The sequence below is a fragment of the Kushneria konosiri genome, from assembly GCF_002155145.1.
Taxonomy (GTDB): Bacteria; Pseudomonadota; Gammaproteobacteria; order Pseudomonadales; family Halomonadaceae; genus Kushneria; species Kushneria konosiri.
In genome coordinates, this window is sequence record NZ_CP021323.1 from 1,113,938 (window position 1) to 1,139,702 (window position 25,765).

Genomic DNA, 25,765 nt, shown 5'->3' on the forward strand with positions numbered 1-25,765 from the left:
AAAGTTACGCGCGACTTAAGCAGTATGATGTTGAGGCAACTTCCATCGTGAATCCTTCACGCCACAACAATTTCGGTATCAATAAAATCGCCCGGCGCCATTGGCCGGGCGAATGTGAACAACACAAGCTGATTTCTCTCGATGACCTTACTCGTAGGCCATGTCTTCGAGCTCGCGACCCCGTGTTTCCTTGACCATTTTGATCACGAAAAAGACCGAGATCAGGGCAAAGAAGGCGTAGATCCCGTAGGCGCCGCCCAGACCGATACCGGCCAGCATGATCGGGAAGGTCATGGTGATACCGAAGTTGGCCAGCCACTGGAAAAGTCCCGACACGGCCAGTCCCGAGCCGCGCATCTGATTGGGGAACATTTCCCCCAGCATGACCCACATGACCGGGCCCCAGGAGGCGTTGAAGAACATGACGTAGATGTTGGCCGACAGCAGCGCCACGATGCCCATGCTGTCGGACAGACGCAGCGAGCCATCAACGATCGCCGCCGTCGAGAAGGCATAGGCCAGAATGCACAGCGTGACCGTCATGCCGACCGATCCGATCCACAGAATCGGCTTGCGCCCGACCTTGTCGATGACCGCAATGGTGATCAGACAGGCTGCGATACTGACCGCGCCGCTGATGATGTTGATCAAAAGCGCATCGCTTTCGGTGAAGCCGACCGACTGCCAGAGCACCGCACCGTAGTAGAACACCACGTTGATACCCACCAGCTGCTGGAAGACGGCAAGGCCGATGCCAACCCAGACAATGCGATGGACACGGCCGGTTGCGCCATTGATCAGATCGGAAAGGCCCGGGGCCCGCTCACGATGCAGCGACGTACGAATGTCTTCTGCCTTCTGATCCGCTTCGCGATCGGCCATCAGCGTCCTGAGCACCTTGAGGGCCTTTTTGCTTTCGCCCTTGCTGATCAGAAACCGCGGACTTTCCGGTATGCCCAGCAGGGCCAGAAAGAAGATGGTGGCCGGAATCAGTTCCATCCAGAACATCCAGCGCCAGGCTTCAAAACCACCCCAGAATTCGGCGGTCGAGGCACCGGCCACCCGCGCCAGCACATAGTTGCTGACAAAGGCCATGAAAAGCCCCGTGATGATGGCAATCTGCTGAATGGTCGCGAGTCGGCCACGAATGGCCGCCGGGGCTACCTCACTGATATAGGCCGGCGTCATGACGCTGGCCGCCCCCACCGCAATCCCGCCGAGAATGCGGTAGATGACAAACTCGAAGGACCCGGTGGCCACACCCGAGCCCCAGGCACTGACAATGAAAAACAGGGCGGCCACGATCAACAGCATCCGTCGCCCAAAGCGGTCCGCCAGCCGGCCGGCAAAGAAGGCGCCGCCGGCACAGCCCAAAAGCATCGAGGCCACGTTGAAGCCCGTACCGGCCGCCTCGGAGTCGAAGGCAGCCTGCAGGCCATCTACGGTACCGTTGATGACCCCGCTGTCAAAACCGAACAGGAAGCCGCCGAGGGCGGCGACACAACAGATAATGAAGACGTAGAACTGCCGTTTGCGGCTGTCCTCGTCCTGTAGCGCAGTGGCTGATGACATGATGATACCTCCCGGGATCCTGTTTTATTGTCGTCTGTTGAGATCGATGGTGATCAAGGGCCGATGGGGCCTTGTGCCGCTATAGCCAGCCGCCATCGACCCAGTAGTTGTGAGCTGTACAGCCCCCGGCCGCATCGGAGGCCAGAAAGAGCACCATGTTGGCCACGTGATGCGGGTGCAGCCGAACCTTGAGCTTTTGTTCTGCAACAATCTGCGCCTCGTCTTCCGGGGTGTACCAGCGCGACTGACGTGGCGTCTTGATGTTGCCGGGAATCACGCAGTTGACGCGAATGCCGTCACTGCCCAGCTCGCTGGCCAGCGCCCGGGTCAGGCCCTCGATGGCCGCCTTGGCGGTTTCGTAAAGCACCATGCCGGGCTGGCCGAGATGCCAGCTGATCGATCCCATGTTGATGATGGAACCGCGCCCCTGCGCGCGCATGCCGGCCGCCAACGCGCGCACCGCCAGCGCCTGATGGCGCAGATTGACCGCCATGCGATCGTCCCAGTACTCGGGCGTGACCTCCTCAAGCCGGTGGCGATCGTCATTGGCGGCGTTGTTGACCAGAACGTCTACCGTGCCGATTTCAAGAAGCACCTGATCCAGCGCGTGCGGGTCGGTCAGGTCACAGCGATGAAAGTGCACGTGCGCGCCCAGCGACTCGGCAAGCGATGCAGCCTCATCGATGATGTCCAGAAAGTGCACCTCGGCACCCTGCTCGGCGAAGGCACGCACAATGCCTTCCCCGATCCCGGAGCCGCCCCCGGTTACCACCACGCGACGGCCTTTCAGATCGGGATAGATCGGAGCAGTCATGATATTGATTCCGCCAGAATGGATTTAATTAAGAGTTCTTACCGCGCAGTGTCTACCTGCCCTGAGGATGCAGCCATTGGACATAGGTCGACTCCAGGCATGACTTTCTAAACGTCGAATTGCCGGACGTCAGAACACATTCGATGATAAAAGGGATGACCGACGCTCAAACACGTCGTGCCAGAGAGGGCATCTGCCTGCCTGTTCGTTATCGCAACCCGGTGCCCGACACCATGACTCGTTTGTCCGACCCACGCCCTGCAGGCGATCTCAACTCCCTGAAACAGCGTAACCGCCTGGCCATTCTGGATGCGCTGAGGCGAACGCCGGGCATGACCCGCACCGAACTGGCACGCCAGACGGGACTGACCAAGGTGACCGTTGGCAGCGCTGTCGCCCCGCTGCTTGAAAGCGGCTGGCTCGAGGAAGGTGCCCTGCAGTACCGGCGGGGCGGCAGACCCGGGCGTGAACTATCGCTTGGCGAACATCACCACCTGATGCTGGGAGCCGAAGTCGGCGTGCATGAACTCCGGGTGATGGCCTGCACGCTGTCCGGTGCCACACTGGCGCAGCGCTGTATATCCCTGTCCAGCCCTGCCCCTGACGACGCCGCCCGCCTGCTGGCGCACGAGATCACGACATTGCTTGAAAGCGATGATCTTGGCGCACGCCGGCTGCTGGGAATAGGCGTGGCCCTGCCGGGGCCGGTCATGCCGGGCGAGCCGCTGCTGGGACTGGCCCCCAACCTGGGCTGGCATCAGGTCCGGTTTCTGGATCTGCTGGCAGATCACCTTCCGGCGCTTTCGGGCATTCGGCTGATGGATAACGAATCCTCGCTGGCCGCGTTCGGCGAGCTCTACTTCGCCACGCACGGCGCGCCCGAATCACTGCTGTTTGTCAGCGCCGATACGGGTATTGGCAGCGGTCTGGTGGAAAACGGCGCGCCGCCACGCATCATCCGCGGCGTGCATGGCCTGGCCGGTGAAATTGGCCACACCCTGCTGGACCCGGACGGGACGCTGTGTCACTGCGGCAATTACGGCTGCGCCGAGACGCTGGTAAGCGGCTGGCGGCTGCGTCAGCAGCTCGGTATCGAGGACAGCGTGGATCTGGTCGATGGCGTGGCCGCTCTGCCCGACGCCACGACCGCCCCGGTGCTCAAGCAGGCCGGCCAGGCACTGGGCATGCTGCTGCACAATCTTCATCACACGCTCAATCCCGCCGAGATCGTGATTGGGGGCACGCTGACCACCCTCGGCCCCGCCTTCATGGACCCGGCACTTGCCCGCTTTGCCAGTACCCAGCGTCGACTGCTGCCGGAAGCCACCCTGATTACCCCTCGCGTTCTGGCACAACACCAGCTGATACCCGCCCGGGGGGCCGCAGCGATGGTCATGGCCAGCGCCCTGTCGCTCCTTGAGTCATCGGAATGATGTCGACCCTCCCCTGCGTGCGGGCATGAAAAAACCGTCCGACCCTTGCGGGCCGGACGGTTGAGAGGACTGCCTGATGCGTTACCTGTTGAGCAGTGACGCCGGCTGGTCATTGCCCGCCTGAGACGCGCCCCCCTCATTCTGCTCGCCCAGGGAGAGCCAGGTATTGATGACCGTATCCGGGTTGAGCGAGAGACTGTCGATGCCTTCACTCATCAGCCAGGCGGCGAAGTCCGGGTGATCCGACGGGCCCTGCCCGCAGATGCCCACGTACTTGTCCTGGCGCTTGGCGGCGCGGATGGCCATTGACAGCAAGGCCAGCACGGCATCGTTGCGCTCGTCAAACTGCTCGGAGACCGTACCGGAGTCGCGGTCCAGCCCCAGCGTGAGCTGGGTCATGTCGTTGGAGCCGATCGAGAAGCCATCAAAGTACTCAAGGAACTGATCAGCCAGCAGCGCATTGGAAGGCAGCTCGCACATCATGATGACCTTGAGGCCGTTTTCACCGCGCTTGAGACCGTGGGTTTCCAGCGTCTCGATCACGGCACTGGCGTCCTTGAGCGTCCGCACGAACGGAATCATGATCTCGACGTTTTCAAGGCCCATCACGTCGCGTACCCGCTTGACCGCCTGACACTCCAGCGCGAAGCAGTCACGGAAGTCCGGCGAGACGTAGCGACCGGCACCGCGGAAGCCCAGCATCGGGTTTTCCTCGTGCGGCTCGTACTGTTCACCACCCACCAGGTTAGCGTACTCGTTGGTCTTGAAGTCCGACAGACGCACGATGACACGCTTGGGCCAGAAGGCCGCCGCCAGGGTCGCCATGCCTTCGGTCAGACGGGCCACGTAGAACTCGACCGGATCAGAGTAACCCGCAATGCGGCTCTTGATTTCAGCCTGCAGCGCCGGCGTCTGACGGTCGAACTCCAGCAGGGCACGCGGGTGAATGCCGATCATGCGGTTGATGATGAACTCCAGACGCGCCAGACCCACGCCCTCGTTGGGCAGTGTGGCAAAGTCAAAGGCTCGGTCGGGATTGCCGACGTTCATCATCAGCTTGAGCGGCAGCTCCGGCAGATCATCGATGGCGGCACTATTGACCTCGAACTCCAGCTCGCCTTCGTAGATGTAGCCGGTGTCACCCTCGGCACAGGAAACGGTGACATGAGACGTCGATGTCAGCCGTTCGGTGGCATCGCCACAGCCGACTACCGCCGGAATGCCCAGCTCGCGGGCGATGATCGCCGCGTGGCAGGTACGTCCGCCACGATTGGTCACGATCGCCGCGGCACGCTTCATGATCGGTTCCCAGTCCGGGTCGGTCATGTCGGTGACCAGCACATCGCCTGGAGAGACTTCGTGCATCTGGCTGATGTCGGAGATGATCTTCACGGGGCCGGCGCCGATGCGCTGACCGATGGCACGCCCTTCGGCGACCACCGGGCCACGAGACTTGAGCTGGTAGCGCTCCATGACCTGCTTGCGCGAGCGAACGGTTTCCGGACGCGCCTGAACGATCAAAAGCTCACCGGTGTGACCATCCTTCGCCCACTCGATGTCCATCGGGCGGCCATAGTGCTGCTCGATCAGCATGGCCTGACGGGCCAGCGCTTCGATTTCTTCATCACTCAGGCAGAAACGGTCCTGGTCGGCGGTGTCGACCGGCTCGATGCGTACCTGCTTGCCGTGAGCGCGATCATCGGCATACACCATGCGCTCGGCCTTGGTGCCCATGCTGCGACGCACGACCGAGGGGCGATTGGCAGCCAGAGTGGGCTTGTGAACGTAGTATTCATCCGGATTGACGGCGCCCTGTACCACCATTTCGCCCAGACCCCAGGCGGCAGTAATGAACACGACCTGATCGAAGCCGGACTCGGTGTCGATGGTGAACATGACGCCCGAGGTGGCCAGATCCGAGCGCACCATGCGCTGCACACCGGCGGACAGCGCCACGCCCTTGTGATCGTAGCCCTGGTGAACGCGGTAGGAGATGGCGCGGTCATTGAACAGCGAGGCAAACACGTGGTGAATCGCCTCACGTACCGCGTCCAGTCCCTGCACGTTGAGGAAGGTTTCCTGCTGGCCGGCAAAGGAAGCGTCAGGCATATCCTCGGCCGTGGCCGACGAGCGTACCGCAAAGGAAGCGTTCGGATTGTCGCCGGCCAGCTGTTCGTAGGCCGTGGCGATGGCGCTGTCGAGTTCAGCGGTAAAGGGCGTGTCGATCACCCACTGACGGATACGGGTGCCGGCAGCGGCCAGCGCCTGGGTATCGTCGATGTCGGTCTCATCAAGCAGAGCGTGGATGCGATCATCCAGACCGCTCTGCTCCAGAAAGCGTCGCCATGCATCGGCGGTGGTCGCAAAGCCATTGGGCACCTGAACGCCCAGACTGGTCAGATGACTGATCATCTCGCCCAGCGAGGCATTCTTGCCTCCGACACGATCCACATCGTGCATGCCCACCTGGTCATACCAGAGCACATCCAGCTCAGCGCTGTTGGGGCGATTGTCGTCTGTCACCTTGCGATCACTCATTTCCGTCTCTCCCGGCAATCCTTTAGCCACCAATACCCGAAGCTACCGGCGGTGCCCTACCCAAAAGTAAACAACGTAAAAAAACGTCGCCCGGGGCGTGTCGATGCATCGCACGACCACATAAAAACGACGTTTTTCAAATTCTTCTGTCCCATGACAGTCGAGCAGAGCGTAATCATTTTTTTCGACCTGCCATAGCCTTCATGACAAGTTTTAAGGCCAGGAGCATTTTGAAAGACTACTACAATGCATTAACATAAAGTATGAACAATGCAGTTCAACTTATTGAATATGAAAAACAATATCAAAATAAACAGAGTACAAAAAATCACTACATGGTTTGTAGTGCGTGCGCAAATTTGACAAATAAGGTCGCAATGGCATTGCAACATTTTGGCCATTACCGTGGTTTAATGCCTGATAAATCGTGTCTTTTTATGTCGGGAAGAGAGGGCCTTATGCCAAAAACAGTGTTTTATATTTCCGATGGCACGGCCATTACCATGGAAGTGCTGGGACATGCCGTTCTCTCCCAGTTTGATACGGAATTTACCCAGCGCACCTGGCCCTTCGTCGACACTCGCGAGCGCGCGATCGAAATTCGTGATCGTATTGACCGGCTCTTTGCCGAGACCGGTGAGCGACCCATCGTCTTTTACTCGATCGTCAGTGATGAAATTCGCCAGATCATCCTGTCGAGTCACGGCTTCTGCCATGACGTGATCGAATCCGTCATCGCCCCGCTCAGCGAAGAGCTCAACATGGCACCGCATCCCACGCTGCACCGCACTCACGGGCTCAATCAGCGCAATGTGGCCCGCTATGACGAGCGCATTGCAGCGATCGACTATGCGCTGGCGCACGATGATGGCCTGTCGCTGCGTCATCTCGAGCAGGCCCAGGTGATCCTGATCGGCGTCTCACGCTGTGGCAAAACGCCCACCAGCCTTTATCTGGCCATGCAGTTTGGTCTGCGGGTGGCCAACTACCCCTTCATTGCCGATGACATGGACCGCCTGGCACTGCCACCGGCCCTTCGAGAGCAGCGCGGCAAGCTGTTCGGATTGACCATCAATGCCGACCGGCTCGCCGCCATCCGCAACGAACGGCGCACCGCCAGCACCTATGCCTCGCTCAGACAGTGTCGACTGGAGCTTTCCGAAGTCGAGGCCCTCTATCGTCGGCTGCGTATTCCCTATCTGGACACCACCAACTATTCGGTCGAGGAGATCGCCACGCGCCTGATGGATACGCTCGGTATTGATCGGCGCATTTTTTGATCGCGGGCATTGCGCGTGACAAGGGATAACATGGACGGCTCGGTGGCGAGCCGTCGGAGGGAAGCGCTGCTGGAGGATCAGCCGCTCAGCAGGCTGGTATAGCGCGCCATGTCGACGTTGCCGCCGCTGATAATGATGCCGACACGTCTGCCCTGCAGTTCCTCTTTCATCTGCCGCGCTGCGGCGAAGCCAAGGCAACCGGTTGGCTCGACGACCAGCTTCATTCGCTCGGCCAGAAACGCCATGCACTCAATGAGTTCGCTGTCTGAAGCAGTCAGAATGTCGTCGACATCGCGCTGAATGATGGGAAAGGTGATCTGCCCCAGATGCTGGGTCTGCGCGCCATCGGCAATGGTGCGAGGCGTGTCGATGTGAACGATCCGACCGCTGCGAAATGATTGCTGCCCATCGTTGCCCGCCTGGGGCTCGACGCCATAGATCCGGCACCCGGGCGACATCGAACGCGCTGCCAGCGCAGAGCCCGACAGCAGACCACCACCGCCCAGACACACAAACAGCGCATCCAGCGGGCCGGTCTCTTCAAAAAGTTCCATGGCGGCCGTGCCCTGACCGGCCAGAACATCGGGGTGATCATAGGGCGGGATCAACGTCAGGCCGTGTGTTTCGGCCAGCTCGCGGCCAATCTGCTCGCGATCCTCGGTGTAGCGATCATACATCACCACGTTGCCACCATAACCCTTCGTGGCCGCCACCTTGGCTTTCGGGGCGTCCTCGGGCATGACAATGGTGGCCGGAATGCCAAGCAGCCTGGCAGACAGGGCAATGGCCTGGGCATGGTTACCGGAAGAGAACGCTACCACGCCGGCACGCTTCTGCTCGGGCGTAAATTGTGACAGCGCATTGAAGGCGCCGCGAAACTTGAAGGCCCCCGAGCGCTGAAAGTTTTCACATTTGAAAAAGACCCGTGCGTCCAGCATCTCGTCAACGGTACGCGAGGTCATGACCGGCGTGCGACGCGCCTGGCCTTCAAGTCGTTTTGATGCAGCCACTACATCTTCAAAGGTGGGATGATGATTCATGGAGCTCCTTTCTCGGCCAGGCGGCCGGACCAGACCGTTTAATGCCCGCGTTCATCACGCAGACCCTTCCAGCGCCCTCCGCGCCAGACACTACCTTGCATAGCCATAGACCGAGGCGCGTGACACCCCCAGATGGCCGGCAACAATTTCCATCGCCCGGCGCACTTCCAGCAGGCCGGCCGACTTCAACTCCTTGACCAGCACCCGTCGATCTACTGCCTTGAGCGCCCTTGGCGTGGTGGCCATGCGCGCGGCGAACTGATCAATGCGCGCCCGGATGGCGTCGGCGCCTACGGGGTCCAGCGTCTCCTGCGCGGGAGCTGCGCCCGGCAGATCAACGAACTGGTTCAGCATACCCTGAAAGCCCTGAAACACACTGAGATCGATGTTCATGCACAGCGCGGCGATGTAGCGCCCATCGCTGTCCTTGATGCCGACCGACGTACTCTTGACCTGACGCCCATCGGAAAAGTGATTGGGATAGTTGGCAATCACCTGATCAATATCGGCATCCTGAATTCTGGCCAGCCCCAGTTCGGTGGCCGGATCGCCGGGCTCTCGGCCGGAAAGATTGTTATGGATCGCCAGCACGGCATGCGAAGGGTCCAAAAGGTCGTGGACGACCACCTCGCAAAAGGGGGCGAAGGTCCGGGCGACCCCTTCGGCGACCTGCTGAAGCTGTTCGAGCAACCACCGTTGCTCCGGCGTTTTCGATGTCATGGTAGGTACTGCCCCTTGATTTTTGACACTTTGTTTATTTTTATACAAATTGTCAATAAACACTTTCAACCCGGATTGCTGCCTGCCATGACGACTTCCCTGCACACTATCGAGACCCCCGCCGCCCTGATCGATGTTCAGCGCATGCAACGCAATATCGAGCATATGCAGGCCCGCATGGATGCCTTCGGGGTCACCTTTCGACCCCACGTCAAGACAGCCAAGTGTATAAGCGTGACGCAGGCACAGATGGCCGCCGGCGCCCGCGGCATTACGGTGTCGACCCTCAAGGAGGCCGAGCAGTTTTTCGCCGCCGGTATCACCGACATCCTGTACGCCGTGGGCATCTCGATCGACAAGCTCCCGCGGGCACTTGCCCTGTGTCAGCGTGGCTGTGATCTGAAACTCATCGTGGATAATGTCGACACTGCTCACGCGCTCGATGACTTTGGAAAGACGTTTAACGCCACCTTCGAGGTCTGGATCGAGATCGATACCGACGGGCATCGCAGCGGCATCAAGCCCGACGACGAAACCCTTCTAACGATTGCTCGCATCCTGCAGGAAAGCGGCATGACCATGGGCGGGGTCATGACCCATGCCGGCTCCAGCTATGACTATCACACCCCGGAGGCGCTGCGAGCCATCGCCGAGCAGGAGCGTGCCGGCGCCGTCAAAGCCGCACAGCGGCTGCGCGAGGCCGGATTTTCCTGTCCGGTGGTCAGCGTGGGCTCGACGCCCACTGCCCTGAGCGCCGAGCATCTCAAGGGCGTTACGGAAGTGCGTGCCGGCGTCTATGCGCTGTTTGACCTGGTCATGCACAACGTGGGCGTATGCGCACTTGATGACATCGCGCTGAGCGTCATCACCACCGTGATCGGTCATCAGGAGGAAAAGGGCTGGGCCATTGTCGATGCCGGCTGGATGGCGATGAGTCGCGACCGCGGCACACAGAAACAGACGCATGATTTCGGTTTCGGTCAGGTCTGCACCGAGGACGGCACGGTGCTTGAAGGCTATATCCTGAGCGGTGCCAACCAAGAGCACGGCATCCTGTCTCACGCTGGCGAGACCGATCACGACATCAGGAATCGTTTTCCCATCGGCACGCGTCTGCGTATTCTGCCCAACCACGCATGTGCCACCGGGGCGCAGCATCCGCACTACGCCGCCCTGGCCCATGACAACAGTATCGATATCTGGCCACGTTTTTACGGCTGGTAATTTTTGATGACCCGCCATCAGGGAGCAGCTTTCATGACACCCTCTTCAACAGCAGGCGCACGCCGCCTTGTAGTGCTCGGCACCGGCGGCACCATTGCCGGTTCCTCATCAAATGCTGGCGCCAATCTTGGCTACACCGCCGGCACGGTCTCGGTAGAAGACCTTCTGGGAGGCATCGCCGCGCCTGACGGTTTCACCCTGCATGCCGAGCAGGTGGCCCAGCTCGACAGCAAGGACATGGATACCGCCACCTGGCAGACCCTTCATGAGCGCTGTCAGCACTGGCTGGCCCAGGAGGATGTCGCGGGACTGGTCATCACCCACGGCACCGATACCATCGAGGAGACGGCGTTTTTCCTGCACTCGGTGCTCTCCAGCGACAAGCCGGTGGTGATGGCCTGCGCCATGCGCCCGGCCACTGCCCGCATGCCGGACGGCCCACAGAATCTGCGCGACGCGCTGGCCGTGGCGGCCACCCCCGAGGCCACTGGCGTCACGGTGGTCTGTGCCGGAGAGATCCACAGTGCGCTTGATGTGCGCAAGGACCACCCCTATCGCCTGAAGGCGTTCTCCTCGGGCGACAGCGGCCCCATCGGCTACGTTGAAGAAGAAAGCGTGCGTCAGGTACGCGCCTGGCCGCGGCCGGAAGGCAGTGATCAGGGGATTCTGCCTGACGCCGAGCACTGGCCGCGGGTCGAAATTGTACTCAGTCATGCCGGCGCCAGCGGCGCGCTGATCGATCTGCTGGTGCAGGAACGAGAAAGCGGCGCCTCAAAGCCGGTAGCGGGCATCGTGCTGGGCGCGACCGGCAACGCCAGTCTTCATCGCGACCTTGAGCAGGCCGCCCAGCGGGCCCGGAGTGCCGGCATCGAGGTGCGGGTGGCCGCGCGCTGCCAGGAGGGGCGGCTGCTCCCTACGCCGGATGCTCCCTTTTTGATCATGACGGCGCTTTCACCGGTGAAGGCCAGAATTGCCCTGATGCTTGAACTTTGCCGCGGCTAAAACCGGCTGGACGCCGCTGGTGTCAGCGGCGCCCTTTCCCGTGCGATCAACCGCTGACGGCCGTGAAGGCAAAATCGACCGGCACGGGGGAATTGACCGTGTGTACAGGGCCTTCCAGCGCACCGCTTTGCGGATCAATGCCAAACACCTTGATGGTGTCGCTGTTCTGGTTGCCGACATAGAGAAAGCGACCGGATGCGTCGAGATTCATGCCGCGCGGAATCTCACCGCCGCTGGAGACCCAGCCGGTGTTGACCAGCTGTCCGCTCTCGTCATCGATACGAAATATGGCGATGCTGTTCATACCGCGATTGGTGGCGTAGAGCGCATGCCCCTGCGGATGGATGCGAAGCTCGGCGGTCGTGTTGCTGCCGCCGGGCACTTCGCCCGGGTTGTCAGGGTTGAATACCGGACGGCCGAACTCGCTGTCAGCCGGCAGGGTCGACAACGATTGCGTTTGAATGAAACTGCCGCGTTCGGGATAGAAGTCAAAAACATCCACCGTGGAGGACAGCTCGTTGAGCACGTAGGCAAAGGGTTTTTGCGGATGAAAGACCATATGCCGACAGCCGTTGCCCGAGGCCACATTGGCATAGGGCACCGGCCCGGGGGAGAGCCTGCCGCTGTCCATATCAAGCGTGAACGCCAGCACCCGATCCGCGCCCAGATCGACCCCGAACACGTGATGCGCTCCCGGTCCCGTGATCATCATGTGCGCGTGCGCGCCTTCCTGACGCACACCATCCGGCCCCAGCCCATTGCGGGGCGATTCGACCAGATCGCTCATCTCTTCAATGTCGCCGTTAGCCCCCAGCGGAAAGACCGAGAAACTACCGGTGCCGTAGTTGGCGGCAAACAGATAGCGGCCGGAGGGATGGACCGAGCAGTGACAGGTCCAGCTGCCCTGCGTTGGCCGGGTATTGATAAAGGCAAGCTCACCGTTTTTCGGATCGATGCGATAGGCGCTGACGCGTCCCTGCGGCCTGCCATCATCATCGGGCCCGAGTTCATTGACGCTGTAGAGGTAACGGCCATCAGGTGACAGGGCCAGAAAGGAGGGATTTTCGGCCGCCATGACCTGCACCGGGGTGAGCCCGCCCTGCGCCGGGTCCATGCGAAACACATAAATCCCCTTTGCCTGGCTGGGCGCCACACCGCCCGGCGCGGTGTTGGGGCCGGTATAGGTACCGACGTAGACGTATTGCGCGCCATTGCCATTGGAGGCGGCCATCGCGGCACTTGATGCCGACAACAGCGGGTAAAACGCCGCGGCACCGGCCGCCATTCCCATGCCCTTGAGAAGGCGGCGACGCATCTCGTCGGTCAATACGCTGTCTGCACCGTTTGATTGCCCATCCATGCCATGCCCTCCGGGAAAGGAAAACCTCAAGCATTGGCCTTCCCTACTGCACCGGCAATCCAGACCTTGGTTTACCCCAGGGCATGCACCTTCAGGACCGCAGGCATCAGGCAATATTGTTCAATACATCCCTTCTGACCAGGCGCAAGCTGAAAGCCGTTGTTGATTTCAGAGTGTTTCCCTTGTCATCTGCCCTGCTGTTCTCCATGGCCGCCTTTGCGCTGGCGGCCTCGCTCACCCCCGGCCCTGTCAACATCGTGGCATTGAGTGCCGGGCTCAACCACGGTGTCCGGCAAAGCCTTGGCCACATCACCGGCGCCACCATCGGTTTCACCCTGCTGCTGGTGCTGGTCGGGCTGGGGCTTCAGTCGCTGTTTGAGCAGGTGCCACTGGCCGGTGTGGTACTGCGCTGGGGTGGCGTTGCCTTTTTGCTTTACATGGCCGCGATGCTTGCGATGTCAAAGGCTCACGACGCGCACGCCGAGCCCGCAGCAGCGCCCTCGTTCTGGCAGGGCGCGCTGATGCAGTGGCTCAATCCCAAGGCGTGGGTGGCGTCTGCCGCGGCCGTGAGTGCCTATACCCGGGATGGCACCGGAATCGCTGTACTGGCCATCATCTTTTTTATCCTGTGCTATGCCAGCATCAGCGTCTGGGCAGTGATGGGAGGCTGGCTCGGGGCACGACTGACTCAGGCGCACCATCTGCGCCGGCTCAACCGGATCATGGCAGCACTTCTGGTGGCCAGTGCCGCGGCCATGGCCCTGATGTCGCTTGGCGATACTGCCGGGGCGTTGCCGCCGTCAGACGTTTGAAGGTGCGCTGAAAATGCGCCTGATCGGCGAAATGGCAGTTCAGCGCCGTTTCGGCGATATCCGCGCCGCGCCTGAGCGCACGCTGGCCCCAGCGAATGCGACAATCGATCAAAAAGGCGTGGGGCGTGATGCCGTAGTCACGGCGAAAGCCCCGGATGAGGGTAAACCGCGAGCATCCCGCCGCGTGGGCCACCTGCTCAAGGCTCAGGGGCGATAGACAGTTCGTACGGATAAACGCCGCGGCGCGAGCGGTCATCTCGCTTTCACCTGACTCGATGTGCGGCGCTGTACCCAGCACCTCGAGGGCCTGATCGATTACACCTTCGATCTCGCCAGCCTGCGGCGACCGATCTGAATCGAAAAATCCTTCGGCCAGCTCAAAAAACGCCTGATAAAGCGACGGGTCGCGACTGATGCGCCGAGCCAGCGGCTGAAAGCCCTCCACACCATGCGTCTGACGCGCCGCCAACCAGTGCGGATGATATAGAGCATGAAATAGGACCAGGGAAGGCCATCGCTCGGGTTGCAGGCGTGCACCTCGCCCGGATTCATGGCCACCACGCTGCCCCGTGAGACCGGGACGATATGCTCGACCCTCTCATGGCAGTACTCATAGTGGCTCTGCCCGCCCAGTACGGCGCCCAGCGACAGGGTGTCATGGCTGTGACGGGCATAGCGCACTGCTCGGGCATTCCGGGTCAGACGCGCTTCCAGCCACGGCAGATCCGGATGACGCCAGAAGTGCATGTCATGCGATGCGCGTGCCATTTCCCCTCCCTCGCTTGCAACACCTACCGTCGTTATACCCGGATATCTTCCGGCCCACGGATTTCAGCCTCGATACGAACGCCGGTCTCGCGCTCCTCACTGGAGAAGCCGTCAAAAGTACTCAACGTTCCGAAATCCAGTCCGGTCAGGGCCTCGATGCGGGCCACGCTACGCTGCCAGGTCTTGTACTGGCCAAACATGAAGCCAAGCTGATCCAGCGCATCGCTCTGTTCGATCATGTAGGCCGTGGCCGAAGGCCGACCGTCTTCACCTGCAAAGGCCACCACCTTCCAGTAGGCCTCAGGGATCTGAAAGCCGCGATACACCCGGTCGTCAGGATCAAGAACGGGGCCGGAGAAGACCGTGATGCGCTGGCGATCGGCGCGGGCATTGTCCAGCAGATAATCCTCAAGCCCAAGCCAGGTCTGCTGGTTGAAGCCTGCCATCTGCGGTGTGGCGTTGGTGAAGTGAAAGGTATCGTCATTGGCCTGCCGGGCGTTGTCTCCCCAGTTGGCCGCCGTGCGACGCACCAGATGACCTCGATCGAGTGGATTGTGGCTATAGAGATCAGGACCGGCCTGCAGGTCGTCGTCGATCCGTGGATCAAAGCGCCAGTGATCGCTGCCACGGGGAACACTGACCAGCGCGCCACCATCAATGTTGACTGCCGTGAACAGGGCAAGCCTTCGGCTTTTCGACATCACCAGCGAAAAATGGGTGTAATCGAGCCGGCCATCCTCGCGGCCGGGCACCGGCGTGACGTCTTCGGCCAGTACCCCGGAAGGCATCGGCAGGGCCACCGGCATGTCTTTCAAAAAATCGGCGTCATAGCCCTCGCGGGATGCCAGTGCCTCCACGGTGGCGGTATGGGCCTCAGGCGGTTCGGCCCGTGCCGTGGCTGCGGGTTCAATCAAGCGGCGCATGTCGCGAAGGCCGGTCCGTTCATGGTTGCGAGCAGTCATGGTGAGCTCCCTGAGGCGTGATATCTGTAGCCTGGCAGAGATGGCCCCGAACGTCGGTCGCAGGTGGATGACGTTCCAGAAGATGCTGTCGCAGGGCCTGGGCCGGCATCGGTCGACCAAAGAGATAGCCCTGTCCCAGGTGGCAACCCTGTCGTACCAGACGCTCGGCCAGGCGCTCATCCTCGATGCCTTCGGCCACGACCGCCATACCCAGCGACCGGCCCATGGCAATGATCATGCGCACCAGATTGTCCTGACGAATCTCTTCTGCATTGAAAAAGGAGCGATCGATCTTGATCTTGTCGACATCCAGCCGCGCCAGGTGATAAAGCCCCGAATAGCCGGTTCCGAAATCATCCAGCGATACGTGCACGCCCATGTCATGTAGCCGATTCAGGTTCTGTTGAACGATGTCCAGCCGCTCGATCAGCACGTTTTCGGTAATTTCGACCTCCAGACGATCGGCCGGAAACGCGTGACGCTCAAGCAGTGAGGCCATCTGCGGCACAAACGTTTCATCTTCCAGATACGAGGCCGTGATATTGATCGCCAGAAAGCAGTGACCCGGCCACTGCCGGGCATCCTGTATGGCGCAGTCCAGCAGGTGGCGGGTCATCTCCGGCATCAACCCCAGGCGTTCAATCAGCGGGATGAACTCATCCGGCGGGACCAGCCCGCGCTCGGGATGCTGCCAGCGGGCCAGCATCTCGACACCGACCGTCTCACGGCTTTCAAGCGCCACGACCGGTTGATAAAAGGGCACGATCTCGCCGTCATCCAGTGCCTGTCTGAGGCGCTGGGCGTGACGGGCATCCGACTGTTTGGCTTCGGGCAGGAAGGTGTCCTGCAGCCGTATCCGCTCGCCACTGCACTTGGCCTTGTGCATGGCGCTATAGGCCGCGGCCAGCAGTTGATCGGCCGAGGTGGCGTTGAGGGGGGCGACGGCGATGCCGATGGTGGTTTCCAGTATTTCGCGTCGATGGCCACAGACCAGCGGCTGTCGCACCAGCCCCTGTAATGCCTGCGCCTGGTCAAGAATCTCGCGCCGGGTCAGCGCACCGGTCAACGCCACCACGAATTCGTCGCCTCCCAGTCGCCCCAGCAGCGGGTCGCCAACGGCGCGCACACTGTTCAGTCGCCCGGCAATACGGCGCAGGGCATAATCTCCCGCCGTGTTGCCATGGGCATCATTGATGGCCTGAAAGTGATCAAGGTCGATGACCAGCAGCGCGGTCTGCTCAAGCATCGGGCTGAGCCGGGCATGCAGCAGGGTCATGAAATGGGGGCGATTCATGAGATCGGTCAGGGCATCGTGCCGGGCCAGATGATAGCCGTGCGCTCGGGCGGCCAGCAGATGGCGATAGCGGTGACGCAGCCGCCAGATCAGCCGAAGGGAGAGTATCCATGGCACGACCATGGCCACGGCGGCAAATCCGGTACAGGTCAGAATAAAGCGCCAGCGCGAGGCAGTATCGAGATCCGGCGGCTTGCCCCAGCCCAACCACTTGAAGGCCGGTACCTCCAGCCAGAACTCCCAGGTCACGGCAATCAAAAAGAGGATCACAAGCGTGGCGGCAAAGAGCGCAAGCCCCTGACGAAGGAGATAACCCTTGGTTCGCATGAAAAGAAGTACCAGAGCCGCGGCCGTTGACTGACAGCAATTATTTGAGAAATGTCTAATAATAGAGCTTATCTATCGGCCGCTACTTTAGTCTTCTGAACCTTGCGTTCATACCTTCAGATGAGATGGCCTGTAAAAGAAATCACCGTCAGAAATGAAAGACCAGGGCCAGACCGGACCTTGCCCACGTTTATCCTGCCGGGATATTCAGGCACTCGAGCGTCGGTTGATCTGGCCGCGCATGCGCTCACGCAGGGAAGGGGCCGCCAGCCGATGCAGATCGTGAGGGGTACAACGCACAAGCCGACCGTGCATTCTGATCAGGCAGTCACTGCCTTCAACGCAGACCGGATGAATATCGCGCTGTTTGAGCCGTTCCATTTCCCGTGATGTCAGACCCAGCATGAGCATTACTCCGTGACCGTGGATAGCATCTGTCAGGCGCAGCATGTCGAGCGCGGATGTCACGGTGATGACACTCTGATAACGGCGTCATGACTTCGAGCGCCGACATCGTTCGGAGCAGTAGATCACGCTGTCCCAGTTGCGCGCCCACTTCTTGCGCCAGGTAAAGGGAAGACCACACACCGGGCAGGTTTTGGTCGGCAGATCGGATTTCTTTCGCATCAGTTGGCCGGCACTTCCATCGCGTCTGATGAGGGCGTCTCGATCCAGTTCGAGATGCCAAGGGTTTGAGGCATCCTGTCGCCAAGCAGATGTGTCAGCGACCGTGCACGCGCCGAGCGGCAGCCGCCGTCGTGTAAAAGCGTTGCCCGATGCCCGTTATGCCAGATCCAGGTCACGGTGTAATGCGACATGTCCGTCACGCGCGGCCCGCAGTCGTCGGATTCGCGTGACTGATCCATCATCGGCTGCCATGGGGCCAGAGCCTGCTGAAGCCGGGAAAACGCCTGCGCGTCGTTTTGACGGACCTGCCTGCCCCTGGCCTGCGTATGCTGTTGACCGATAAACGTGGTGGTGCCATCGGCGCGAACCTCAACGGAGTAGACCGGGCAAAACCCATGGCAGGGCCCGACCTCATAGCGAATGCTGGTCAGATCACCGGCTGCTGCCGCCGCGATATCACCGCGGTTTGAGGCTGGCTCAGGATCGCCGCCGCTCGCGCAGCCTGCCAGCATGACAGCACCTGCCAGACACGTGGCGCGCAGAAAAGTGTTCATGGACAAACTCCCTGATCGTTGTGCCCTGCCCGTGGCGACGAGCTGCTTCAAACGTGGCCCCTGATCATCGGGCCCTGCCCGGCGGGTGAAGGTTTTCGCCCCAGCGCGGCATGCCGTCGATCTCGATATCAAAGAGATCCAGCGCGCGCGCCACGCTGTGATCGACCATCTCCTCGATTGTGGTCGGCCGGGCGTAAAAGGCCGGCACCGGCGGAAACAGGATGGCACCCATTTCGGTCAGGGTCGTCATGGTGCGCAGATGCCCCAGATGCAGCGGCGTTTCGCGCAGCATCAACACCAGCCGACGGCGCTCCTTGAGCACCACATCGGCGGCGCGCGAGATCAGATTGGTGGTCGTGCCGGTGGCGATTTCCGACATGGTCTTGATCGAACAGGGGGCCACCAGCATGCCGAGCGTTTTAAAGGAGCCGGAAGCCAAGGAAGCACCGATATCGCCGACCGGATGGACCTCATCGGCCAGCGCAAACAGTTGATCGCGGCTGATGCCGGTCTCATAGCGACGGGTCAGCTCGGCGGATTTGGACACCACCAGATGGGTCTCGATCTCAAGCGGCCTGAGCAGCTCCAGGGCGCGCGCGCCGTAGACAAAGCCTGTGGCACCGGTAATGGCAATGATCAGTCGACGACGGGGCATCAGGGCTCCTGCAAATCATGAAAGAACGCGTAAGCCCCATTGTAGCCGGGCATGCCCTTATTCACATCGATGCAGCCCATGGTCCCGCGACAGTTCAAACACGGCCAGATCCTCGGCCAGCATCAACGTGGCGTTAAAGTGGCCGCGCGCCTCCTGCTCGATCTCGTCAATACAGTGCGCCCCCCGGGCGACTGACATAGCGCGGGCTGAAGTGCGTCAGGATAAGTCCGGAAATCCCCGCCTCGGCCGCAAAGGTACCAATGCGGGCAGCACTGCTGTGGCCGTGGTCGGTGCCCTGACGCTCGATCACCGCCTCGGTATAGGTCGCTTCATGCACCAGGACGTCCGCGCCCTGACAGAGCTCAGCCAGCAGATCGGGCGTGTCGTTGTCACCGGCCACCACCAGCCGACGCGCGTCACGCGAAGGTAATTGATAGTCAGCGCCGCTCAGCTTGCGTCCCTGCTCATCGATGACCGTTTCACCGCGCTGAAGACGGCCCCATAGCGGACCGGCCGTCACGCCTTCCGCCCGGAGCTTCCCGACATTCAGCCCGGCTTCGACATGGCGCTCTTCAAACGCATAGGCGTAACACTCGACGCCATGAGACAGCGGCGTGGCGCGCACGATGACATCGGCAAGTTTCAAGGGCGCCTCGACCAGCGTTGAAGCCTCGACGTGGATCAGCTCGAAATCGAAAAACAGTCCAGTGGTAGCCTTTATTGCCTCGATATATTCACGCACGGCCGGCGGCCCCACGAGAGTCAGCGGTGCCCGGCGCCCGGCCATCGAGGCACTGGCCAGCAGTCCGGGGAGACCATAGCAGTGATCACCGTGAACATGGGTGATCAATACTGCTTCAAGGCGTGCCGCGCTCAGGGGCGTGCGCATCAGCTGATGCTGGGTACCTTCGCCGCAGTCAATGAGCATCCAGCGACGCTGTCTTTCCGGAATCAGGGCGAGCGCACTGACGTTACGGGCTCTGGTAGGGACACCGGCCGAGGTGCCCAGAAAGCGCAGCTGCATGGCAAAATCCTGGGTATTGAACAAGACGGGGTGATGATCATCATGCCGGAGGCTATGCTGGAAAGCATGCCTGTCAACGTTTGATCAAGGAGCAGATGATGAAACAGTGGATCATGCCGGCCCTGCTGGCCGCCGCCCTGACGGGCGGTGGCGCGCAGGCAGGCGAGATCAACCCGGCCGCCAATCCGCTGCTGGCCGACAAGTGGCAGTCGCGCCCGCTGATCATGGTAACCCCGAGTGCGGACAACCCGGACTATGAGCGCATGCGCGGCATCATCGAAACGCAGCGCGACGCCTTTAACGATCGCGAGATGGTGCTCTACACCGTGGAAAACGGCGACGGCAGCAAGGATGGCCAGGCGCTGACCGAGATCGAAACCGATGCGCTGCTGGATGCTCTTGGGGTGAACGCCCGGGGGCCGCTGACCACGGTGCTGGTCGGCAAGGATGGCGGTAAAAAGGTGCAGCAGGAAGGCTTTGTGGATCCGCGTCAGCTGTTCGATACCATCGATAACATGCCGATGCGCCGCGCGCGCCAGTAGGCGCCAGCCGGTCAACGGTCACTGCAGGGGAGGGTCACACATGCGCTGTGCCATCATTGATGACTACCAGAATGCGGCGCTGACCATGGCCGACTGGTCGCGCCTCGAGGGGCGTGTCGCCATCACACCCTTTCACGATCACCTTGATGATGAGAACGCGCTCGTCGAACGGCTGGTCGGGTTTGACGTGATTGTCATCATGCGCGAGCGCACGCCCTTCCCGGCGACACTGCTGTCCCGCCTGCCGCAACTGAAGCTTTTGATCACTTCAGGAATGCGCAACGCCGCCATCGATATTGAGACAGCGCGCGAGCGAGGCATCACGGTCTGCGGCACCGACAGCCATCCAGCACCGCCCACCGAGCTTGCCTGGGCACTGATTCTGGGACTGGCACGCCACCTACCCGCCGAGCATCATCATTTCACCACCAATGGCCCGTGGCAGAGTACGGTTGGCACGACGCTGGCAGGCCGCACACTGGGCATTGTCGGGCTTGGCAAGATCGGCACACGCATGGCGCGCATCGCGCAGGCCTTCGATATGGAGGTGATGGCCTGGAGCGAGCATCTGACGCCGGCACGCTGCGAGGAGGCAGGCGTTACGTATGCCGACTCCCTGAAGACGCTGATGAGCACCAGCGATATCGTCTCGATTCACCTGGTGCTGAGCGCGCGCACCCATCATTTGATCAGCCGGGAAGCGCTCGAATGGATGCCGCCCACCTCGCTTTTGATCAACACCTCACGCGCGGCCATCGTCGATCAGACCGCACTGCTTGAGGTGCTCGAGGAAGGCCGGATTGCCGGCGCGGGACTGGATGTTTTCGAACAGGAGCCCCTCCCGCCTGATCATCCCCTGCGACGATTGCCCAGCGTGCTGGCCACGCCACACCTGGGGTACGTCAGCGATACCAACTACCGCGTCTGGTTTGGACAGGCCATCGAAAATATCGAGGCCTGGCTTTCGGGTACGCCGATTCGGCGACTGTAAGGCTAGCTCTCGCGAGGCACGAGCGTGCTGCCCACATCCTGAGCATAGCGCCGCGTTTCATTGGCAAAGTCGTAAAAGCCGGGTTTGTCCTGAAGATAGATCTCTTCGGTCATCACCATCAGGGACTGATCATCAAAGGTGCCCGCCGTGAACGCATAGGCGTTGTCCGGGGTGTGGCGAAAATAGAGCTGACTCCCACAGCGCAGGCAAAAACCGCGCTCGCCCTGCTCGGAGGAGTGATAGATGCCGACCGGCGAGCCATCATCAAAGACCGGTTTTCCCTCACAGATCACGGCCAGCATGGGTCCGCCCGTGGCCTTGCGACACAGGGAGCAGTGGCAGACGTGCACTTCACCACCGTGTCGTACCATAAACCGGACCTGCCCGCACAGACAGCCGCCCGCCCTTTCCGTAATCTCGGTCATGATGTCTCCTCCTTGTGAATGCATTGATCTGCAATGTCGCCGGCCGCTGGCGCCCTTTTCATGGCAGGGATCCCATGCCGGTCTCGAACCCTATCACGACATCACACCATTAGATCAGACATGATGCATGGAAGATCCTCATCTTCGTTTAAAACGAATAGAGCGTCATGCGCTTTCTCGCCATGAAAGCCTTGCGATACCACAGGCCTGCTACTCTTGAAGAGACACTGTCCTATGAATCACCTCGGGAGTCGCGCATGACCATGGAACTCTATCTGCTGGGCTGGACGCTGGTGCTGGCCATCATCCAGATCATGCTGCCGGCGATGTATCGCAATCGCGAGACCGGCCTTGATTACAACGCCGGACCGCGCGACAAGGAAGGCCCTCCGATGGGCGTGGTGACCGGACGGCTGTTTCGGGCCCAGAAAAACCTGTTCGAGACCCTGCCACTGTTTATCGGCGCCATCCTGATCGCACATGTGGGTGGACAGGAAGGGGCGATGACGGCCTGGGGCGCCTGGCTCTATTTTCTGGCCCGTATCGTCTATGTTCCCCTCTACGCCATGGGCATTCCCTACGTGCGCTCGATGGTCTGGGGAATAAGCCTTCTGGGACTTGTACTGGTGATACTGCCGGTCATTTTCTAGTCCGCACCCTGACGGCTGTCACCACCGTTTTCAAAAGTGCCCGGTTCAGCGCCGGGCATTCCTTCTTTCAGGGAGGTGCCTTGATACGGCAATGATCAGGGCGTGGACATAAAAGGCATCCGCCAGGGAGTGTGGCGCGGATCAGCAGCCATAAAAAATGCCGCTTCAGAGAAGCGGCATTTTATCATGTTCTGCAGCAGCTACCGTGGATCAGGCGGAGGCGCGCTGACCGATCTGCTGGTCATTGATGGGGCGGCTTTCGCGGGCCATCATGAGCGTCAGGGTTCTGGACTTGTTCAGCGTCTGCATGGCAAAGGACGGAGAATGGAGATCATTCCAGTGACCTACCGTGTCCAGAAACTCGCCACACTCGGAGCAGGTGATCTCGTCCCACTCGTTGCAGGTATCCATCGGAGTATTCTGGTCGTGACCACAGCGCGTGCAGGAGATGAAATGTGTCATGGCTTGAGTCCTTCCCTGGTCATGTGACCGGCCTTCCTGGCCGGTAAGTGTTGCAATCCTTGCTCTGGCCATCCTGGCCGATCACTGCGGCAATCCCTGCCGTGGCGTTCCTCGCCATTCGGATCAACGTCCCTGTTGATCCCGGATCAACGTCCCTGTTGATCCCGGGTCAGCGTCCCTGTTGATCCCGGGTCAGCGTCCCTGTTGATCCCGGGTCAGCGTCCCTGTTGATCCCGGGTCAGCGTCCCTGTTGATCCCGGGTCAGCGTCCCTGTTGATCCCGGGTCAGCGTCCCTGTTGATCCCGGGTCAGCGTCCCTGTTGATCCCGGGTCAGCGTCCCTGTTGATCCCGGGTCAGCGTCCCTGTTGATCCCGGGTCAGCGTCCCTGCTGACCGTGTAAACACACTCTGGCATAGCGCCGGGCAATGTACAAGGCTTGTACATTATAATTTTTTGTAACCGTCAATTCCGGGCCTGACAACACTTTTCAGCCTGCTTTTTGATGACATTTGAATGACGACAGGCCAAAACCTCACCCGGAATCAGCACAACTTGTACAACACTGTTTTTCAATTCCAATATTAATCGCAACTGACTGAATCAAAAGGCAGGATCAGCCCTGCGTTGTCGTCGGAAAGTGTCGGGATAATCCAGTACCAGCCCCTGATCATCGACCTCCAGAGTCGCCGTGAAGCCGCTGCCGAGCCCTTCATAGCGCCAGCCATGTGACGACAGACGTGTATAGCGCTGCCGCATGAGGCCAATATCCAGCGACGGTACCGACAGCAGGACCACCGATAGTGCTGTTGATTCTCCCGGTTCAAGGCCCAGTCGTCGAATCGGCAACGTGTTGGTAAAGGGGGTCACGGCAATATCGATATCGATACAGCCAGACAGAGCCGTCAAGGGCCCCTGCTTCTGACACCACCAACGGCCCTGCCCATCGCTTGAAAGCTGACAGGAGCGACCATCATCCAGCCGAGCCGACAGCTGACGCATCCGCCACGCCGGGTCGAGCACCAGCTGATAGCTCAACTGATATCCCTGGCCGTCATGGCAGCCTTCCACCCGGCTTTCAGCCGTGATGCCATCATGAGCAATGGTCAGCTCAAGGCGCTCGCAGCCCTGATGATCCCAGCCGGTCCATGCCACCTCTCGCTGCATGTGTCCTCTCCCCTTGCCTGGATTGCCTTACGCCATTTTCGAGGATTTACCGAGATTTTCCGGCCCAAAGGAGTCGGGCAACAGGGTCTCCATGTCATAGCGCTTGAGGGGCTGGCCCTGCGCGTTGACCACCACGATTTCGGTATCAGGTGCGGCGAACTCGCGAATGCGCTGACGGCAGTCGCCGCAGGGCGTACACAGCGCATCCCCCGGACCAATGACATGAATGCTTTTTATCTCGCGCTCACCGTGAGCGACCATGGCCGCGATGGCACCGGCCTCGGCACAAAGGCCCTTGTAATTGGCGCTTTCAACATTGCAGCCGGTATAGACGGTGCCGCTATTGCTGATCAAAAGCGCTCCGACCGGATGATTCGAATAAGGGGCGTAGGCGTTGTCACGCACGCCAATCAGCTGTTGGCGCAGGCTTTCGGGCAGGGGAACAAGGTCGGTCATGAAACGCTCCTGGTCAGAATGATCGCTTATTGTCGCAGTCCTTGCGCTCTGGCAACAGCCGGACACCGCGGCCCGGCCAGCTACATTAAATTATTCTGTTTTAGGGTCATGTATGATCAAGGCCTGCATATCGAGCCTTCACCCCGCTTCAAGACAGGCAATCACTCATGACCTCTCCCTCACCGCACTGGCAGATGGCCATCGACCTTGAGCGCTGCATCGGCTGTCACGCCTGCTCGGTCGCATGCAAGGTCGAAAACGATATCGAGCTGGGCGTCTTTCGCACTCGAGTGCTCTATCACGACCACGGGGCCTTCCCGGATACCCGGCGCAGCTTTCTGCCGACACTCTGCATGCAGTGCGCTGATGCCCCCTGCATGACAGCGTGTCCATCAGGGGCCATCAGCCGTCAGGACGATGGCATCGTACGCATCGACCCTGACACCTGTGACAAGTGGGAATCCTGTCTCAAGGCGTGTCCCTACGGGGCACTGCACATCGACCCGGTACAAAAGATTGCCGACAAGTGCGACTTCTGCAGCCACCGGCTTGAACAATCGATGGCCCCGGCCTGTGTGGAGGCCTGCCCGGCCGATGTGCTGATCTTTGGTGACATCAACGATGATCAGAGCCCGGTGGCACGCTTTTACAAGCGTCATGGCGACGAGCTTGAAGGCCTGCGCCCTGAACGCGGTACCCGACCGCAGGTGCGCTATCGCGGGGTGGGCACGGTGGTGCCACAGACCGCCGTAGACCGACTCCCCGATGGCCGACCGCACGACCCGGTCGATTACGAAATCGACCGGTGGGCCGAACGCTGATGCGCCCCTTCGGGCGGACTTCTCTGGCAGATCACATGGCGCTTTCATGAAACGACGATCCTTTATCAAGGCGGGCATTGCCGCCCTGGCCGGTCTCAAAAAAGGCGAATACATCTATCTGGGTGTCGGTGGTGCGCTGGGGGCCGCCGCCGTCGGCGGCGCCCTAATGACGCCGTCGCTGCCCCGCAAGGTGAAAAACGATTACAGCCGGGCACGCAGCGTCAAAAGCGTGTGACTCAACTGCTCGA

General features: G+C 60.8%; 29 protein-coding genes. 10 read left to right on the plus strand and 19 right to left on the minus strand.

The window, feature by feature from the left end; all coding sequences use genetic code 11:
* Positions 1-147: 147 nt before the first annotated feature.
* Both B9G99_RS05215 and B9G99_RS05220 read right to left on the minus strand, forming a co-directional pair.
* A complete protein-coding gene (locus tag B9G99_RS05215) occupies positions 148-1,572 on the minus strand; it encodes a sugar porter family MFS transporter (protein ID WP_086621052.1) in 1,425 nt (474 codons plus the stop codon).
* Positions 1,573-1,651: 79 nt separating this feature from the next.
* Entirely contained in the window at positions 1,652-2,386 is a 735-nt protein-coding gene (locus tag B9G99_RS05220; protein ID WP_086621053.1) for an SDR family NAD(P)-dependent oxidoreductase, read from the minus strand.
* A 155-nt stretch (positions 2,387-2,541) separates the two neighbouring features.
* On the opposite strand from B9G99_RS05220, the gene B9G99_RS05225 reads away from it, so the two are divergent.
* Positions 2,542-3,819 (plus strand): ROK family transcriptional regulator, encoded by a 1,278-nt coding sequence (locus tag B9G99_RS05225; protein WP_227875940.1) that lies wholly within the window; start codon positions 2,542-2,544, stop codon positions 3,817-3,819.
* 81 nt (positions 3,820-3,900) lie between these two features.
* Here B9G99_RS05225 and ppsA read toward each other — a convergent pair whose 3' ends face one another.
* The gene (gene ppsA, locus B9G99_RS05230; protein WP_086621054.1) at positions 3,901-6,357 is read right to left on the minus strand and encodes a phosphoenolpyruvate synthase; all 2,457 of its coding nucleotides are present in this window, start codon (positions 6,355-6,357) and stop codon (positions 3,901-3,903) included.
* A gap of 458 nt (positions 6,358-6,815) precedes the next feature.
* Between ppsA and ppsR the strand changes: the two genes are divergently transcribed.
* Complete coding sequence (gene ppsR / locus B9G99_RS05235; RefSeq protein ID WP_086621055.1) at positions 6,816-7,637, plus strand: posphoenolpyruvate synthetase regulatory kinase/phosphorylase PpsR; 822 nt, start codon at positions 6,816-6,818, stop codon at positions 7,635-7,637.
* Positions 7,638-7,714: 77 nt separating this feature from the next.
* On the opposite strand, the gene B9G99_RS05240 is transcribed toward ppsR, so the two are convergent.
* Together B9G99_RS05240 and B9G99_RS05245 are read right to left on the minus strand one after the other, a co-directional pair.
* Positions 7,715-8,677, minus strand: coding sequence for a threo-3-hydroxy-L-aspartate ammonia-lyase (locus tag B9G99_RS05240; protein WP_086621056.1), 963 nt, complete (start codon positions 8,675-8,677; stop codon positions 7,715-7,717).
* A gap of 90 nt (positions 8,678-8,767) precedes the next feature.
* Positions 8,768-9,397: a helix-turn-helix transcriptional regulator gene (locus B9G99_RS05245; protein ID WP_086621057.1), complete on the minus strand. Its 630-nt coding sequence runs from the start codon at positions 9,395-9,397 to the stop codon at positions 8,768-8,770.
* Positions 9,398-9,484: 87 nt separating this feature from the next.
* On the opposite strand from B9G99_RS05245, the gene B9G99_RS05250 reads away from it, so the two are divergent.
* Positions 9,485-10,621, plus strand: coding sequence for a DSD1 family PLP-dependent enzyme (locus B9G99_RS05250; RefSeq protein WP_086621058.1), 1,137 nt, complete (start codon positions 9,485-9,487; stop codon positions 10,619-10,621).
* Between the two features lie 33 nt (positions 10,622-10,654).
* Entirely contained in the window at positions 10,655-11,623 is a 969-nt protein-coding gene (locus tag B9G99_RS05255) for an asparaginase (RefSeq protein WP_086621059.1), read from the plus strand.
* A 46-nt stretch (positions 11,624-11,669) separates the two neighbouring features.
* On the opposite strand, the gene B9G99_RS05260 is transcribed toward B9G99_RS05255, so the two are convergent.
* Positions 11,670-12,983, minus strand: coding sequence for a lactonase family protein (locus B9G99_RS05260; RefSeq protein ID WP_086621060.1), 1,314 nt, complete (start codon positions 12,981-12,983; stop codon positions 11,670-11,672).
* A gap of 182 nt (positions 12,984-13,165) precedes the next feature.
* Here B9G99_RS05260 and B9G99_RS05265 point away from each other — a divergent pair, with 182 nt between their 5' ends.
* Positions 13,166-13,795: a LysE family translocator gene (locus B9G99_RS05265; protein WP_227875941.1), complete on the plus strand. Its 630-nt coding sequence runs from the start codon at positions 13,166-13,168 to the stop codon at positions 13,793-13,795.
* Here B9G99_RS05265 and B9G99_RS17285 read toward each other — a convergent pair.
* The 9 genes from B9G99_RS17285 to B9G99_RS05310 all read right to left on the minus strand — a co-directional run bounded on the left by B9G99_RS17285 (position 13,704) and on the right by B9G99_RS05310 (position 20,006).
* A complete protein-coding gene (locus tag B9G99_RS17285; protein ID WP_227875994.1) occupies positions 13,704-14,051 on the minus strand; it encodes a helix-turn-helix transcriptional regulator in 348 nt (115 codons plus the stop codon). The genes B9G99_RS05265 and B9G99_RS17285 overlap by 92 nt on opposite strands.
* 59 nt (positions 14,052-14,110) lie before the next feature.
* Entirely contained in the window at positions 14,111-14,563 is a 453-nt protein-coding gene (locus B9G99_RS16940; protein WP_086621062.1) for an AraC family ligand binding domain-containing protein, read from the minus strand.
* Between the two features lie 32 nt (positions 14,564-14,595).
* The gene (locus tag B9G99_RS05280) at positions 14,596-15,525 is read right to left on the minus strand and encodes a DNA/RNA non-specific endonuclease (protein ID WP_086621063.1); all 930 of its coding nucleotides are present in this window, start codon (positions 15,523-15,525) and stop codon (positions 14,596-14,598) included.
* Positions 15,506-17,146 (minus strand): putative bifunctional diguanylate cyclase/phosphodiesterase, encoded by a 1,641-nt coding sequence (locus tag B9G99_RS05285; protein ID WP_086621064.1) that lies wholly within the window; start codon positions 17,144-17,146, stop codon positions 15,506-15,508. The genes B9G99_RS05280 and B9G99_RS05285 overlap by 20 nt, the downstream gene beginning before the upstream one ends.
* Before the next feature lie 207 nt (positions 17,147-17,353).
* Entirely contained in the window at positions 17,354-17,551 is a 198-nt protein-coding gene (locus B9G99_RS05290; protein ID WP_086621065.1) for a hypothetical protein, read from the minus strand.
* Between the two features lie 87 nt (positions 17,552-17,638).
* Positions 17,639-17,773: a DUF2256 domain-containing protein gene (locus B9G99_RS05295; RefSeq protein WP_086621066.1), complete on the minus strand. Its 135-nt coding sequence runs from the start codon at positions 17,771-17,773 to the stop codon at positions 17,639-17,641.
* Positions 17,773-18,327, minus strand: a complete 555-nt coding sequence (locus B9G99_RS05300; protein WP_086621067.1) for a DUF6438 domain-containing protein — start codon at positions 18,325-18,327, stop codon at positions 17,773-17,775. Before B9G99_RS05300 ends, B9G99_RS05295 begins: the two co-directional genes overlap by 1 nt.
* Before the next feature lie 64 nt (positions 18,328-18,391).
* Positions 18,392-18,982 (minus strand): UbiX family flavin prenyltransferase, encoded by a 591-nt coding sequence (locus B9G99_RS05305; RefSeq protein WP_086621068.1) that lies wholly within the window; start codon positions 18,980-18,982, stop codon positions 18,392-18,394.
* A gap of 166 nt (positions 18,983-19,148) precedes the next feature.
* Positions 19,149-20,006 carry a ribonuclease Z gene (locus tag B9G99_RS05310; RefSeq protein ID WP_227875942.1) on the minus strand — a complete coding sequence of 286 codons (858 nt, stop codon included), beginning with the start codon at positions 20,004-20,006 and terminating at the stop codon, positions 19,149-19,151.
* Between the two features lie 98 nt (positions 20,007-20,104).
* On the opposite strand from B9G99_RS05310, the gene B9G99_RS05315 reads away from it, so the two are divergent.
* Both B9G99_RS05315 and B9G99_RS05320 read left to right on the plus strand, forming a co-directional pair.
* Complete coding sequence (locus B9G99_RS05315; protein ID WP_227875943.1) at positions 20,105-20,548, plus strand: DUF4174 domain-containing protein; 444 nt, start codon at positions 20,105-20,107, stop codon at positions 20,546-20,548.
* A gap of 40 nt (positions 20,549-20,588) precedes the next feature.
* The gene (locus tag B9G99_RS05320; RefSeq protein ID WP_086621069.1) at positions 20,589-21,539 is read left to right on the plus strand and encodes a D-2-hydroxyacid dehydrogenase family protein; all 951 of its coding nucleotides are present in this window, start codon (positions 20,589-20,591) and stop codon (positions 21,537-21,539) included.
* Positions 21,540-21,541: 2 nt separating this feature from the next.
* On the opposite strand, the gene B9G99_RS05325 is transcribed toward B9G99_RS05320, so the two are convergent.
* Positions 21,542-21,964, minus strand: coding sequence for a GFA family protein (locus tag B9G99_RS05325; protein WP_086621070.1), 423 nt, complete (start codon positions 21,962-21,964; stop codon positions 21,542-21,544).
* Positions 21,965-22,221: 257 nt separating this feature from the next.
* Between B9G99_RS05325 and B9G99_RS05330 the strand changes: the two genes are divergently transcribed.
* Positions 22,222-22,614 (plus strand): MAPEG family protein, encoded by a 393-nt coding sequence (locus tag B9G99_RS05330; protein WP_086621071.1) that lies wholly within the window; start codon positions 22,222-22,224, stop codon positions 22,612-22,614.
* Positions 22,615-22,824: 210 nt separating this feature from the next.
* Here B9G99_RS05330 and B9G99_RS05335 read toward each other — a convergent pair whose 3' ends face one another.
* The 3 genes from B9G99_RS05335 to cdd all read right to left on the minus strand — a co-directional run bounded on the left by B9G99_RS05335 (position 22,825) and on the right by cdd (position 24,696).
* Positions 22,825-23,076, minus strand: coding sequence for a hypothetical protein (locus B9G99_RS05335; RefSeq protein WP_086621072.1), 252 nt, complete (start codon positions 23,074-23,076; stop codon positions 22,825-22,827).
* Positions 23,077-23,676: 600 nt separating this feature from the next.
* Positions 23,677-24,240: a putative glycolipid-binding domain-containing protein gene (locus tag B9G99_RS05340; RefSeq protein WP_086621073.1), complete on the minus strand. Its 564-nt coding sequence runs from the start codon at positions 24,238-24,240 to the stop codon at positions 23,677-23,679.
* A gap of 27 nt (positions 24,241-24,267) precedes the next feature.
* A complete protein-coding gene (cdd, locus tag B9G99_RS05345; RefSeq protein ID WP_086621074.1) occupies positions 24,268-24,696 on the minus strand; it encodes a cytidine deaminase in 429 nt (142 codons plus the stop codon).
* Positions 24,697-24,863: 167 nt separating this feature from the next.
* Here cdd and B9G99_RS05350 point away from each other — a divergent pair, with 167 nt between their 5' ends.
* Both B9G99_RS05350 and B9G99_RS05355 read left to right on the plus strand, forming a co-directional pair.
* Positions 24,864-25,517 carry a 4Fe-4S dicluster domain-containing protein gene (locus B9G99_RS05350; protein ID WP_086621075.1) on the plus strand — a complete coding sequence of 218 codons (654 nt, stop codon included), beginning with the start codon at positions 24,864-24,866 and terminating at the stop codon, positions 25,515-25,517.
* 46 nt (positions 25,518-25,563) lie between these two features.
* Positions 25,564-25,752 (plus strand): hypothetical protein, encoded by a 189-nt coding sequence (locus B9G99_RS05355; protein ID WP_086621076.1) that lies wholly within the window; start codon positions 25,564-25,566, stop codon positions 25,750-25,752.
* Positions 25,753-25,765: the final 13 nt, after the last annotated feature.